Annotated in this window: 13 protein-coding genes and 1 pseudogene; 7 read left to right on the forward strand and 7 right to left on the reverse strand. The window is 65.8% G+C overall.

Annotated features, from left to right (window positions below; genetic code table 11):
* Positions 1-152: 152 nt before the first annotated feature.
* Together pspA and pspM are read left to right on the forward strand one after the other, a co-directional pair.
* Positions 153-971, forward strand: a complete 819-nt coding sequence (gene pspA, locus ACPGXI_RS13980; RefSeq protein ID WP_526653868.1) for a phage shock protein PspA — start codon at positions 153-155, stop codon at positions 969-971.
* A gap of 35 nt (positions 972-1006) precedes the next feature.
* Entirely contained in the window at positions 1007-1825 is an 819-nt protein-coding gene (gene pspM, locus ACPGXI_RS13985; RefSeq protein ID WP_526653870.1) for a phage shock envelope stress response protein PspM, read from the forward strand.
* Between the two features lie 6 nt (positions 1826-1831).
* Here the strand turns inward: pspM and ACPGXI_RS13990 are convergent, their stop codons facing one another.
* Positions 1832-2293 (reverse strand): limonene-1,2-epoxide hydrolase family protein, encoded by a 462-nt coding sequence (locus tag ACPGXI_RS13990; protein ID WP_526653896.1) that lies wholly within the window; start codon positions 2291-2293, stop codon positions 1832-1834.
* Positions 2294-2358: 65 nt separating this feature from the next.
* Here ACPGXI_RS13990 and ACPGXI_RS13995 point away from each other — a divergent pair, with 65 nt between their 5' ends.
* The 5 genes from ACPGXI_RS13995 to ACPGXI_RS14015 all read left to right on the forward strand — a co-directional run bounded on the left by ACPGXI_RS13995 (position 2359) and on the right by ACPGXI_RS14015 (position 7219).
* On the forward strand, positions 2359-3531 hold the full coding sequence (locus tag ACPGXI_RS13995; RefSeq protein WP_526653872.1) for a glycosyltransferase: 1173 nt from the start codon (positions 2359-2361) through the stop codon (positions 3529-3531).
* 9 nt (positions 3532-3540) lie between these two features.
* The gene (locus tag ACPGXI_RS14000; protein WP_526653874.1) at positions 3541-3735 is read left to right on the forward strand and encodes a DUF3046 domain-containing protein; all 195 of its coding nucleotides are present in this window, start codon (positions 3541-3543) and stop codon (positions 3733-3735) included.
* A 102-nt stretch (positions 3736-3837) separates the two neighbouring features.
* The gene (locus tag ACPGXI_RS14005; protein ID WP_526653876.1) at positions 3838-4590 is read left to right on the forward strand and encodes a class I SAM-dependent methyltransferase; all 753 of its coding nucleotides are present in this window, start codon (positions 3838-3840) and stop codon (positions 4588-4590) included.
* 95 nt (positions 4591-4685) lie between these two features.
* Positions 4686-5633: an ABC transporter ATP-binding protein gene (locus tag ACPGXI_RS14010; protein ID WP_526653878.1), complete on the forward strand. Its 948-nt coding sequence runs from the start codon at positions 4686-4688 to the stop codon at positions 5631-5633.
* A complete protein-coding gene (locus ACPGXI_RS14015) occupies positions 5630-7219 on the forward strand; it encodes an ABC transporter permease (protein ID WP_526653880.1) in 1590 nt (529 codons plus the stop codon). Before ACPGXI_RS14010 ends, ACPGXI_RS14015 begins: the two co-directional genes overlap by 4 nt.
* A 140-nt stretch (positions 7220-7359) precedes the next feature.
* Here the strand turns inward: ACPGXI_RS14015 and hypE are convergent, their stop codons facing one another.
* The 6 genes and pseudogenes from hypE to ACPGXI_RS14045 form a co-directional block, all read right to left on the reverse strand.
* Positions 7360-8457: a hydrogenase expression/formation protein HypE gene (gene hypE, locus ACPGXI_RS14020; RefSeq protein ID WP_526653882.1), complete on the reverse strand. Its 1098-nt coding sequence runs from the start codon at positions 8455-8457 to the stop codon at positions 7360-7362.
* Positions 8450-9550: a hydrogenase formation protein HypD gene (gene hypD / locus ACPGXI_RS14025; protein WP_526653884.1), complete on the reverse strand. Its 1101-nt coding sequence runs from the start codon at positions 9548-9550 to the stop codon at positions 8450-8452. Before hypD ends, hypE begins: the two co-directional genes overlap by 8 nt.
* A complete protein-coding gene (locus tag ACPGXI_RS14030) occupies positions 9547-9876 on the reverse strand; it encodes a HypC/HybG/HupF family hydrogenase formation chaperone (protein WP_526653886.1) in 330 nt (109 codons plus the stop codon). The genes hypD and ACPGXI_RS14030 overlap by 4 nt, the downstream gene beginning before the upstream one ends.
* 88 nt (positions 9877-9964) lie before the next feature.
* Complete coding sequence (gene hypF, locus ACPGXI_RS14035; protein WP_526653888.1) at positions 9965-12259, reverse strand: carbamoyltransferase HypF; 2295 nt, start codon at positions 12257-12259, stop codon at positions 9965-9967.
* 13 nt (positions 12260-12272) lie between these two features.
* Positions 12273-13091, reverse strand: coding sequence for a hydrogenase nickel incorporation protein HypB (hypB, locus tag ACPGXI_RS14040; RefSeq protein WP_526653890.1), 819 nt, complete (start codon positions 13089-13091; stop codon positions 12273-12275).
* 2 nt (positions 13092-13093) lie between these two features.
* Positions 13094-13179 (reverse strand): annotated as a pseudogene (locus ACPGXI_RS14045) (hydrogenase nickel incorporation protein HypA); the annotation flags it as partial.

Consider the following 13179-nt stretch of genomic DNA (forward strand, 5'->3'; position numbering starts at 1 on the left):
GTCGCACCAACGGGCACAGGGGTGTGGTGATCTGCGCTGAACCGATAAGTTGGTTCAGGGGCACTTCCAGGCACAGTCTCACTGTTCGACACACATACCGTCGACGCACATACGGTCGACGCACAATCTAAAGACGAAGGCGGAGCGAACCGATGGCCAATCCGTTCAGCAAGGCGTGGCGTTACCTCATGGCGCTGTTCAGCTCGAAGGTCGACGAGTACGCCGACCCGAAGGTGCAGATCCAGCAGGCGATCGAAGAGGCCCAGCGCCAGCACCAGGGGTTGACGCAGCAAGCCGCCCAGGTGATCGGTAACCAGCGGCAGCTGGAGATGCGGCTCAACCGCCAGCTTGCCGACATCGAGAAGCTGCAGGTCAATGTGCGTCAGGCACTCACTCTGGCCGACCAAGCCGCTGCGGCCGGTGACGCCGGCAAAGCCACCGAGTACACCAACGCCGCCGAGGCATTCGCCGCGCAGCTGGTGACCTCCGAGCAGAGCGTTGAGGACCTCAAGGGTCTGCACGATCAGGCGCTGCAGGCGGCCGGACAAGCCAAGAAGGCCGTTGAGCAGAACGCGATGATGCTTCAGCAAAAGATCGCCGAGCGCACCAAGCTGCTCAGTCAACTCGAGCAGGCGAAGATGCAGGAGCAGGTCAGCGCGTCATTGCGGTCGATGAGTGAGCTCGCCGCACCCGGAAATACCCCGAGCCTCGATGAGGTCCGCGACAAGATCGAACGCCGCTACGCCAACGCGATCGGCTCGGCCGAGTTGGCGCAGAACTCAGTGCACGGTCGGATGCTCGAAGTCCAGCAGGCCAGCGTCCAGATGGCGGGCCACTCCCGGCTTGAGCAGATCCGGGCGTCGATGCGTGGGGAGCAGCTACCCACCGGCAGCTCCACCAACCCCGCCTCGGCGGCCCAGACGCCGGCAGCCAAGCCGAAACCGACACCGGAAAACCCACTGTCGCAGTAGCGGCGAACGTACTAACCAGACTTTCTGGAGCCTTGATGACCGCACGTACCCACAGACCGGAGGCATGGCGCTCGTTGGCGCAACGCGGGATCGACACCGCCGCGGAGTGGTCGGATGTGCTGGCCCAGCGGCTCAACGCGGCCGCCGACCCGCGGGCGAAGTTGTTACGCAAGCGGCGCTGGGCGTTCCGGTTCGGCATGTTCTTCACCGTCTCGGCCGTGTTCTGGGTGGGTGTGACTGCCTTGCTGGCTTCCTGGAGCACGCCGGTCTGGGCGCTGTTCATACCGTCGCCGATCGCCGTCGGTGCCGCGTTCCTCGCGACCCTGGCGTTTCTGCGCTATCGCTGGTTGCGAGGTGAACCCCTGCCGCCCCAGCGGATACGGGTGGCGCGGCGCTTGCCGCCGCGTGGTTCGGCCGCCCGGCAGCCGATGGCTGCGCTGGCAGCCTCCGAACGTGGCCTCACCTCAATGCTGGGTGTCATGGAGCGCGGCCGCATGCTCCCCGCCGAAGAATTGGCCGAACTGAGGTTCGCTGCCGAACAGACCGGGGCGACCATGGCCGCCACCGCCACCGAGGTGGTATCGATGGAGCGGGCGGCCCGTTCCGCACCCCAGTCAAGGGCCCACCTTGCGCCGACGATCGCCGCCTTCCGTGCGCAACTGGACAGCGGCGCCCACCAATACAACGAGATGGTTTCGGCTGCAGCGCAATTGGTGTCGGCTGCAAACTCAGGGTCGATGTCGAGCTCGCCGATGTCGCAGCGGCGTTGCCGGGACGAGCTTGTGGTGGCTACAGACCGGCTGACGGGCTGGGCGCAGGCATTCGACGAACTGGGCCGGCTCAGAGGCGCCTAGCAGCTTTCAGAAGGTCGGGCGAAGTGCAGGAAACACCGAACCGGCCAGTGCCCGCAGCGGAGCCTTCACCATGATGTCGAAGAAATCGAAGTAGTCACGCCACAGGGTGACCTTGCCTTCGTGCACCTCGAACCTGCCCCACACCCAGAACTGCAGCCGTAATGGCCCAATGATGATCGCGTCGGTGCGCTCGGTCAGCACCGTGCCCCCGTCCTCGGCGACGTTGTGGAACTTCACTCCGAAACCGAATCTGCCCTCGCCGCGGCGCAGTAACTTCATGATCCGGTGACGACCGCGGATGGACGGTAGGCCGACGTTCTGCCAGATCAACTCCGCCGCCGCCAACGACTCCACGGTGTCGAAGTCCTCCTCGGCCAAGGCGAACAGGAAAGCCTGCACCGTATCGGCGTTGGTGGCTGTCGGCGTGTGCGGTGTCGGCATCGGCGACCCGGGGGCCTGGTCGGTCACGGACTCGGGTGCCTGGTCAGTCATGGACTGAGCCTAACGGCCGAGGCTGTGGCAGGGTAGCCCGAATGCGCGTGGCCGTGGTCGCAGGACCTGATCCCGGCCACGCCTTCCCGGCTATCGCGCTGTGCCTGCGATTCCGCGGCGCCGGTGATTCTCCGACCCTGCTGACCGGCAGAAATAGGCTTGATGTGGCCCGCGGTGCAGGAATCGATGCTGTTGAACTGGACGGGCTGGATCCGTCCGCGGACGACGACGACACTGATTCCGGCGCCAAGATCCATCATCGAGCAGCCCGGATGGCGGTGCTGAACAGGCAGCGGATCTGTGATCTGGCACCCGATGTGGTGATCTCCGATTCGATCACCGCCTGCGGTGGCCTGGCCGCCGACCTACTCGGCCTACCGTGGATCGAACTGAACACCCACCCGCTCTACCGTCCGTCGAAAGGCCTGCCGCCGCTGGGCAGCGGGTTGGCCCCAGGCAGCGGTCTGCGCGGCCGGGGGCGAGACGCGCTGATGCGGGCGCTCAGCGCGCGCTCGTGGCGTGCGGGTCTGCGTCAGCGGTCCGCGGCGCGCGTCGCTATCGGTCTGTCCGCTGATGATCGTGGGCCACTGCGGCGTTTGATCGCCACGCTGCCCGCCCTGGAGGTGCCACGACCGGACTGGCCTGTGGAGGCCGTCGTGGTCGGGCCGCTGCATTTCGAGCCGACGACTGCGGTACTGCAACTGCCTCCCGGCGAGGGCCCCGTTGTGGTGGTGGCCCCCTCGACCGCGAAGACCGGAGCAAGCGGGCTCAGTGAACTGGTGCTGGACACGCTGGTGCCCGGTGAAGTGCTGCCCGAGGGTTCGCGGGTGGCGGTATCACGGCTGGAAAGTCCCGAGGGTCAGGTCCCGCCCTGGGCGGTGGTCGGACTCGGGCGCCAAGACGAACTGCTGTCGGGAGCCGATCTGCTGATCTGCGGTGGTGGCCACGGCACTGTGGCGAAATCGCTGTTGGCCGGAGTGCCCATGGTGGTGGTTCCCGGCGGCGGCGACCAATGGGAGATCGCTAATCGTGTTGTGCGCCAGGGCAGTGGACAGCTTGTTCGACCGCTGACCGCCCCAGCTCTGGCTGCGGCGACGCGGGAGGTGCTCGGTTCGCCGGGCTACCAGGCCGCCGCGCGGCGGGCCGGCGCCAGTGTCGCGCAGGTCGCTGATCCGGTACGGGTGTGCCACGAGGCGTTGAGCGGGTCGGCGTAGGTTGGGCACGTGCGGCTGACGGAATTCTCGGAGCTCGTTGAGCGCCAGTTCGGTGCGGTGCGGGCCTCGTCGATGCTGGTCGACCACGTGCTCACCGGTATCGGCGGGCGCACGGCGGTGCAGGCCATCGAGGAGGGTATCGAGCCGCGCGCGGTGTGGCGCGCATTGTGTGCGGATTTCGATGTCCCGCGCGACCAGTGGTAATCCCACGATGGGAAGCCCTACACCGCGAAGGGGAACTCACCGGTCCAGCTTGCGCAGCGGGTCCGGCGACCGGCCTGCCGACTGCCAAAGGAGTTGACTCATATGGTTACCGACTACGACGAGGGTGACAACGCCGAGCTCTACCAGCAGGCCAAGAACACCCTGCCGGTGTATCAAGTCGACACCTTCTCCTTGCTGAGGCTGGTTGGCGACGTCTCGGGCAAGAAGGTGCTCGACGTTGCCTGCGGTGAAGGCCATTTCACCAGGCTGCTGCGCCAGGCCGGCGCGGCGAAGGTCATGGGGTTGGACATCTCCACGCGGATGATCGAGTTGGCTCGGCAACATGAGGCTCGGCAGCCGCTGGATATCGAATATGTCGTCGGCGACGCATCGACCGTCGCCGATCCCCCTCAGGATTTCGACGTGGTCGCATGCGCCTACCTCATGGTGTACGCGCGCAGCCGCGCCGAACTCGCCCGTATGTGCGCTGGACTCGCCAGCAGAGTCAGGAAGGGCGGACGTTTTGTGACGATCAACGTCAACCCGAGCATCTACCACTACGACCCCAGGCCCGACTACCACAAGTACGGGTTCGAGGCGCGGTTGGCCGACCAGGTCTACGAGGGTGCGCCGATCGACTTCACGGTATTGGTCGGCGCCTCGGGGCTGCACATCAGGAACTACTATTTGCCCACCGAGGCGTATCGGTCAGAGCTGGAGGCGGCAGGCTTCGTAGATGTGGCGGTACACCGACCGGTAGTCCCGCCGGAGGCGCTCGCCGCGCGCGAACCGGGTTTCTGGGACGAACTGATCGAACGACCGGTCTTTTCTCTCATCGAGTGCGTGAAGGCGTGACGGGGCCGAGATGACAAGATCATCGTGACCACCGGGCGCGGGATAAGAGATCACCAGGCTGGTTTGAAGGCAGCACAACCCAGAGGGGGCTGACGTTGAGCAGGCACCGCCGAGCCGCGATCGCCATCGATGGTCTGGTCAAGAAATTCGGTGCGTTCACCGCCCTGGACGGGCTGAATCTGAACGTGTCGGAGGGGGAAGTGCACGGCTTTCTCGGCCCGAACGGCGCTGGAAAGTCGACCACCATCCGAGTGCTTCTGGGGTTGCTGCGCAAGAATGCCGGCCAGGTGCAACTGCTCGGCGGGGATCCCTGGCGCGACGTGGTCGAGCTGCACCGCAGGCTTGCCTACGTGCCCGGAGACGTCGTGTTGTGGCCCAGCCTCACCGGCGGTGAGGCGATCGATCTGCTCGGTAATCTTCGCGGGGGTTTGGACGAGAACCGCCGCGGACATCTCGTCGAGCGTTTCGAACTCGACCCCACCAAACGGGGTCGTCAGTACTCCAAGGGAAACCGGCAAAAGGTCGCCATCGTTGCCGCACTGTCCTCCGATGTCGAGTTGCTCATTCTCGATGAGCCCACATCAGGTCTGGACCCCTTGATGGAGGTCGTATTCCAGGAGGAGATCGCTGAGGAGAAGGCCCGCGGTCGCACGGTCCTGCTCTCCAGTCACATCATGAGCGAGGTTGAAGTCCTGGCCGACCAGGTCAGCATCATTCGTCAGGGCCGCATCGTGCAGAACGGCACACTCGACGACCTTCGCGGCCAGACCCGCAGCACGATCACCGCCACGCTGGGAAACCCGCCTCCGACGGTGAACCACCTGGACGGCTTCTGCAGTGCGCACCTCGAGGACGCGCACTTCACCGGCTCGGCCGAGACCGCCAATGTCGGCGCCGCTGTGGCGCAACTACTTCGGTATGGCCTCACCGCGCTGACGGTAACCCCGCCCTCGCTCGAAGAGCTCTTCCTCCAGCAGTACACGAGCGCTGACGCGGTGAGCGATACGGGCACAGAGGGCCCAGAGGTAAGCGCACTTTCATGACCGCCTTCACGGGTGTATCTGTGCTCCTGCCTGTTTCGCTCAAACAAAACGCTCGCGCCATCGCCCCGTGGGTAATGGGGGTGTCGGCCCTGTCGGTGTCATCGATTCTGGCCTACCGGCTGATTTTTCCCGATATCGACGAACGTAGGCAGCTGTCGGCGGCGCTGACGTCGAATCCGGCGCTGTCGCTGATCTTCGGCCCCGCCCGTGACTTGATGACCAATGACGGTTTCAACGCGTGGCGGTCCGGAGCGCTGGGTGCTTTCTTCGCCGCGCTGATGGCGATCCTCGTGGTGGTCGCCAACAGCCGCGCTGACGAGGATTCTGGACAGGCTGAACTTCTGGCCTCGGGGGTGTTGGGCCGACAGGCTCGCCTGACCGTCGCTGTCTTGCTGGCCGTCATCGCTTCTCTGGCCATGGGGGTGGTGTGCTTTGTGCTCACCGTCGCCGTAGGGGGCGCGGCACTGCCCTCATTGTTGCTGTCGGCAACCTTCACCGCCTCGGGCCTGATGTTCGCCGGGGTGGCCGCGGTGACCGTCCAACTGGGCTCCGATGCCCGCTCGGCCAGCAGCATTGCCATCGGCTTGTTGGGAATTTTCTTCGTGGTGAGGGGATCCATCGATTCCATCGATGCAGCTGGGTGGGCGGTCTGGACCACGCCGCTGGGCTGGTTGGAGCAGGTACGCCCGGCTGCCGATATCAATCCCTGGCCGCTGCTGCTGGCCCTGGCACTGGCAGTCGTCCTGATCGCCTGCGGGTTCTTCCTCGACGGCAGACGTGACTACGGCGCAGGCATCATCGCGCCCCGACCCGGACCGGCTCGCGGTGGCCGCGCTGCCAACGTCTGGGGTCTGGCGGTTCGCCTCAACCGAGGCTCCCTGATCACTTGGCTGGTTGCATTCGCCGGGCTCGGCGTTGTCTTCGGATACCTGTCCACCGCCATCACCGAACTGCTGGTTTCCAACACTTCTCTGCGCGGCGTTCTGGCGGGCCAGCCGGGAGGCGCCCCGAATTTGACGTTCGCATTCATCGTCACGATTCTGGAATTGGTCGGCCTCATCGCCGCCATCTCCGGGGTGCAGATCGTCAATCGGATAGCGTTCGAGGAGAAAAACTTTCGTGTCGAACCCTTGCTGGCCGGTGCGGTTCGCAGGCCGACATATCTAGCCAGCAATATTTTGGTCGCCTATCTCGCCCCAGCGATCTACCTCCTGGTCGGCGGAACGATGTTAGGTCTGATCGCCGCCAATTCGGATACCGGGGTCTCGATCCCGAGCGTCGTCGCGCAGGCCGCGGCCACCGTCCCCGCGGTGTGGGTCCTCGTCGCGATCGCCGCTGCCGCCGTTGGGGTTCAACCGGCGGTCCGTCTCGTTGGCTGGTTGGCCATCATCGTCGCGTTCGCGCTGACCATCCTCGGGCCGACCTTCAAACTGCCCGAATGGGCTTTGTCGATCAGCCCACTGCACCACGTCCCCGACGTCACCGTCCCGGTGCCCGACTGGACCGGCCTTGCCGGGGTGGGAGTGGTCTTCGTCGTGGTCACGGCCGTCGCGTTCGCCGGCTTCCGCCGTCGCGACATCGGTTGAACGCCGTCACCTTCGGTACCCGGTAAGCGATCGCGCTCAGGCGAAACGGGTGCGGCGTCGACCAGACGCAGCAAGTTGGGGAAGCCGTTAGCTGGGGGATGAGCGCACCCCGCAAAGGGGTCGCAACTGTTCCTGAGCAATCAGCAGATGCGTGGAAGTTGTTCGCCGATAGGCAGATCCACCACCCGGGTGCCGCCCAGCGCGGTGAGCGCCACGACCATCCCCGGGTGTTCGGTAACGCACCTGCCGATCACCGAAGCATGTCTGCCGTAGGGGTGGGCGTGCATCGCGGCGAGCACCCTATCGGCGTCCTGGGCGGCGACGAAGGCGATGAGCTTGCCTTCGTTGGCGACGTAGAGCGGGTCGAGTCCCAGCAGCCCGCAGGCATCGCGGACGGCGCCGGGAATGGGGAAAGATCGCTCGTTGAGCGCGATTCCGACGCCGGCGGCTTTGGCGATCTCATTCAGGGTTGCGCCGACACCACCCCTGGTGGGGTCGCGCAGCGTGTGGATGTCTGCCCCGGTGTCGATCATCTCCGCGACGAGTCCATGCAGGGGTGCGCTATCGCTGGCGACGTTGGTGGCGAACTCAAGGCCTTCTCGGCAACTCATCACCGCCACCCCGTGCACACCGATGTCACCGCTGACGATCACCACATCGCCGGGCTGGGTGCGCTGCGGACGGATGTCTGCCCGTTTGTCCACGACGCCGATGCCCGCGGTGTTGATGTACACCCCATCGCCGTGCCCCGACTCGACGACCTTGGTGTCACCGGTGGCCAGGCTCACACCGGCCGCCAGCGCCGCGGTGCCGACGGCCCGGGCGATCCGCGCGACTTCGGTCAGCGCGGTGCCCTCCTCGAGGATGAAGGCGGTCGACAGCGCCATCGGCTGCGCGCCAGCCATGGCCAAATCGTTGACCGTTCCGTTGACGGCGAGATCGCCGATGCTGCCCCCGGGGAAGAACAGCGGCTTGACCACGTAAGAGTCGGTTGAGAAGGCCAACCGTTCGGCGCCCAGGTGCAACACCGCGGAATCGCCCATCCCGGTTTCGGCGGCCGGGCCGAATGCGGGCAGGAACAAGTTCTCGACGAGCTCGGCGGACATCGCGCCCCCGCCCCCGTGTCCCATCACGACGTTGGGCGCGTCGCGCAGCGGCGCGGGACACACCCAGGCTTCGGTGTCGATGGTCGCTGAGGTGTCATTCGAGTCGGTTTCGGGGGGAGCCACCTCAGACATGTGTCACGTCCAGCCGCCGGTAGAGATAGTGGGCGGCACACGCGCCCTCGGAGGAGACCATGGTGGCGCCCAGCGGATTACGCGGTGTGCACAACGTGCCGAATGCCGCACACTCGTGCGGCTTGATCAAGCCCTGCAACACCTCGCCGGAACGACACACCGCCGACTCCTCGGTATGGATGTCGGTTACGGCGAAGCGATGCTCCGCGTCGTAGTCGCGGTACTTGTCGGCCAACCGCCAGCCGCTCGAGGGGATCATCCCGATACCGCGCCAGGCCCGGTCTGTCACCTCGAACACGTCCTGCAGCATCGCTTTGGCGGGTGCGTTGCCTTCGGCGCGCACCGCTCTGGGGTATGCGTTCTCCAACTCGTGGCGGCCGGATTCCAGTTGCAGCACGGTGCGCCGGATGCCTTCGAGGATGTCCAGCGGCTCGAAACCGGTCACCACGATCGGGATGTCGTACTTGTCGCAGAGCGGCGGATACTCATCGGTACCCATCACAGCGCAGACATGGCCTGCGGCCAGCACGGCCTGCACCCGGCAGGTGGGGGACTCCATGATCGCGGCGATGGCCGGCGGCACGAGCACGTGCGACACCAACATAGAGAAGTTCTCGATGTCGAGCTGCTTCGCTTGGTGCACGGTCATCGCGTTGGCGGGGGCAGTGGTCTCGAAACCGATCCCGAAGAACACCACCTGTTTGTCCGGATTGGCCTTGGCGACGGTGAGGGCGTCCAAGGGGGAGTAAACCACCCGCACGTCGCCGCCTTCGCCCTTGATCCGGAACAAATCCTTGGCGCTGCCGGGAACCCGCAGCATGTCACCGAATGAGCAGAAGATGACGTCGGGCCGGGAAGCGATCTCCAGCGCCTTGTCGATGATCTCCAACGGCGTCACACACACCGGGCACCCCGGCCCATGGATCATCTCGATCTCGTCGGGGAGTAGCTGGTCGATACCGTGCCGGATGATCGAGTGAGTCTGTCCGCCACAGACTTCCATGATGGCCCAGCGCCTGCTGGTGGCGGATCGGATCTGATCGATCAACTTACCCGCAAGTTCAGGATCACTGAACTCGTCCAGGTACTTCACTGCGGCACCTCAGGACTTCCGGTGGTGGTGCCGGCTGCCTCGGGATTGGTCATACCCGCCTGCCGGGCGGCCAATTCGAACCCGTCGCCGAACTCCTCCTCGAGCGCACCGAGGCGCTCGAACTCCGCCAATGTCTGGATCGCCGACTCCTCGTCCAGACGCTGAATCGCGAAACCGACGTGCACCACCACGTATTCGCCGACGTGGGCGTCGGGGAGGAACTGCAGGCAGACGTCCTTCTGCACCCCGCCGAAGTCAACGACGGACATCAGCGTGCCGTCTCGATCCTCCATGCGCAGAATCTTCCCCGGTACCGCCAGACACATGACCAGTCCTTCCTGTCATCCCAGTATGCCGAGTGTCCCAGTATCCCGAGTGTCCCAGTATCCCGAGAGGTCCAGTATCCCGAGAGGTCTAGTACCCCGAGTTCCCGACCATGAGTTGACCCAGTGCGATACCGCCATCGTTAGGCGGTACGTGGCGATGGGTAATGACCGTGAAACCGTTGTCGTTCAGCGCTGTCAATGAGTGTCGCACCAGCAGCGCGTTCTGGAACACGCCACCGGACAGCGCGATCGTGTTGGTATCCGGGGCGCACTCGGCGGCGAGATGGACCACCAACCGGGTCACCGCGCTGTGGAATCGGGCGCCGATCACGCGTGCCGGCACACCGTTGCGCACATCGTCGAGGACTGCGCCGAGCAGGGGCGCGGGATCGATCAGTGCCGGTGCCTCGACCGGGTAGTCGATCTGGAACCGGTATCGCCGGTTCCCGGGGTCGGCCCCGCGGGACAAGCCCTCCAACTCGATCGCCGCCTGCGCTTCGTAGTCCACCACCTGGCGGACACCGGCCAATGCGGAGACGGCGTCGAACAGCCGCCCCATGCTGGAAGTGGGGACACAGCCCAGCCCGGTCTCAAGCTGATGCAGCAGTACCCCGCGCTCCTCCGCCGGGCAAGTGTGAACTGGCGGCAGGTCGTCAAACCAGGGCAGCCCCGCTGCCCACAGGTGCGCCATGGCCATTCGGTAGGGCCGGAGCACACTGACGTCGCCACCCGGCAGCGGCACGTACTTCAGGTGTGCCATTCGCCGGAAGCCCGTGTAGTCGGCGAGCAGGACCTCACCGCCCCACACCGCGCCGTCGGGACCGTACCCGGTGCCGTCGAAGGCGAAACCGAGCACGGGCTCGGACCCGCTCAAGCCGTGCTCGGCCATCACCGCGGCGATGTGCGCGTGGTGGTGTTGCACCGGGCAGACGGGCCGGCCCGCGGAGTTGCGGTGCGCCCACGAGGTCGAGCGGTACCCCGGATGGGCATCGGTTACCAAGATTTCGGGGTGCACACCCGTCAGTGCGCCGAGGTGGCTGGCCGCGGAGTCGAACGTGGACAGGGTCGCCAGGTCGTCCATGTCGCCGATGTGCTGACTCAGCCAGGCATATCGGCCCTCGGCGACGGCCATGGCGTTCTTCACGTCGGCGCCGACTGCCAGCGTCGGCCGGACAGCCGTCGGCAGGGCGACGGGCAGTGGCGCGTAGCCGCGGGATCGGCGGATAGGTAATTCGGCGCCTGTTAGCGCTCGCACCACGGAGTCGTCGCAAGGCACCAGTATCGGCCGGTCATGCAGCAGCCAGCCGTCGGTGAGGTGCGAAAGACGTTCTGTTGCTTCGTCGTCGCGGTAGCAGATCGGCTCGCCGCCACGGTTGCCCGATGTCATCACCAGCACCGGGGGTCCGGGTTCGTCACCGGGCAGCCCGAACAGCAGGGAGTGCAACGGGGTGTAGGCCAGGATCACCCCGAGGTCGGGACTGCGCGGCGCCACCGAAGCTGCGACCGGGGCCGACGGCGCCCGCTCCATCAGCACGATCGGTCGTTGCGGACCCGACAGCAGCCGTTCTGAGCATTCATCGAGTTCGCACAGCGTGCGTGCCACTCGCAGATCCGGGACCATCACCGCGAACGGCTTGTCGCCGCGCTGTTTGCGGCGGCGCAGTTCGGACACTGCGTCGTCGTTGGCGGCGTCGCATGCCAGGTGGTAGCCCCCGATCCCTTTGACCGCCAGGATTCCGCCGTCGCGCAACAGCTTCCGTGCGCGCCGCAACCCATCCGCGCCCCCGGTGAGCTGTCCGCCGCTATCGCGGTAGGACATGGTCGGGCCACACTGTGGGCAGCACACCGGTTGGGCATGGAACCGGCGATCGGTCGGGTCGGCATATTCGCCCGCGCAGTCTCCACACAGCGGAAACGCCGCCATGGTGGTGGCAGAGCGGTCATACGGCAGCGCGGTGATGATCGTGAAGCGCGGGCCGCAGTTCGTACAGTTGATGAACGCGTGCCGGTACCGGCGGTTGGCCGGATCGCGTTGCTCGGCTGCGCAATCGGCGCACATGGCCACATCGGGGGAAGCCAGGGTGCGGCCGCCGTCGGAATGGGAGGTGTCCACGATCCGGAAACCGGTGCCACCGCATGTCGGAACCTCTTCCACCACAATCGCTTCGATGACTGCGAGCGGGGGCGGGGCGCCACGAAGCAGGTTGAGGAACCGGTCGACATCGTCGGGCTTGCCTTCGACCTCGATGATGGCGCCGGAACTGTCGTTGCGCACGCAACCGGACAGGCCGACTGCGGCGGCGGTGGTGTACACGAACGGCCGGAAACCGACGCCCTGGACCACACCGTGCACGCAGATCCGACGCCGGCACCGGCCGGTCATGGCGGCTCCTCGCTCAGGTGACATGTCCGTTTCGGGGCGGGTCAGCCAGGCGTGCGACCCAGGTGCACCAATCGGGGACGCCGTCGCCCCGGGTTGCCGATAGCGGCAGTATCTTGACGTCCGCGTTCAGCGATCGCGCATAGCCAGCGCACGTGTCGACATCGAAGTCCACGTAGGGCAGTAGATCCATCTTATTTATGACGACAAGCCCTGCGGCGGCGAACATGTGGGGGTACTTCAGCGGCTTGTCGGTGCCTTCGGTCACCGAGATCACCACGACTTTGCTGTGCTCGCCGAGATCGAACATGGCCGGGCAGACGAGATTACCGACGTTCTCGATGAACAACAGCGAACCGGGCTCGGGGTCGAGGGTATCGAGGGCCCGGCGCACCATGTCGGCGTCCAGGTGACAGCCGGCCCCGGTGTTGATCTGCACCGCGCGGGCACCGGCGGCCCGGATGCGATTGGCATCCAGCAGCGTCTCCTGATCTCCCTCGATGACGGCGATCGGCCGCTGGCCGCGGAGTTCGCGGATGGTGCGTTCGAGGAGAGCTGTCTTGCCCGCGCCGGGCGAACTCGTCATGTTGAGCGCGAGGATGTTGCGCTCGGCCAGCCACTCCCGGTTCTCCTCGGCGATCAGATCGTTCTTCGCGAGGACTTTCTGTTCGAGGGTGATGGTTTCGGTGTGAATGCTCTCGTGCGGGTGGTCGTGCGGGTGGTCGTGCGGTTGGTCTTGCGGATGATCGTGGTCGTGCGGGTGGTCCTGGTCGTGGTTGTCGCCGGCCGGCGTGATGACTGCGCCTTCACCGCCGCAGCCACAGGTTGCGCACATCCTCAGCTCACTTCCATGGACATGATTTTCAGGTCCCGGCCCTCGAGCACCTCGACGTCGGCACTCCCGCACCGGCACAGCAGGAGCG

This window comes from Mycobacterium sp. (genome assembly GCF_049608025.1).
GTDB lineage: Bacteria > Actinomycetota > Actinomycetes > Mycobacteriales > Mycobacteriaceae > Mycobacterium.

Coding starts and splice junctions, on each gene's coding strand:
- pspA (WP_526653868.1), top strand. CDS start 153: ATGGCCAATCCGTTCAGCAAGGCGTGGCGTTACCTCATGGCGCTGTTC.
- ACPGXI_RS14005 (WP_526653876.1), top strand. CDS start 3,838: ATGGTTACCGACTACGACGAGGGTGACAACGCCGAGCTCTACCAGCAG.
- ACPGXI_RS14015 (WP_526653880.1), top strand. CDS start 5,630: ATGACCGCCTTCACGGGTGTATCTGTGCTCCTGCCTGTTTCGCTCAAA.
- ACPGXI_RS14030 (WP_526653886.1), bottom strand. CDS start 9,876: ATGTGTCTGGCGGTACCGGGGAAGATTCTGCGCATGGAGGATCGAGAC.
- ACPGXI_RS13995 (WP_526653872.1), top strand. CDS start 2,359: ATGCGCGTGGCCGTGGTCGCAGGACCTGATCCCGGCCACGCCTTCCCG.
- pspM (WP_526653870.1), top strand. CDS start 1,007: ATGACCGCACGTACCCACAGACCGGAGGCATGGCGCTCGTTGGCGCAA.
- hypF (WP_526653888.1), bottom strand. CDS start 12,259: ATGACCGGCCGGTGCCGGCGTCGGATCTGCGTGCACGGTGTGGTCCAG.
- hypB (WP_526653890.1), bottom strand. CDS start 13,091: ATGTGCGCAACCTGTGGCTGCGGCGGTGAAGGCGCAGTCATCACGCCG.
- hypE (WP_526653882.1), bottom strand. CDS start 8,457: ATGTCTGAGGTGGCTCCCCCCGAAACCGACTCGAATGACACCTCAGCG.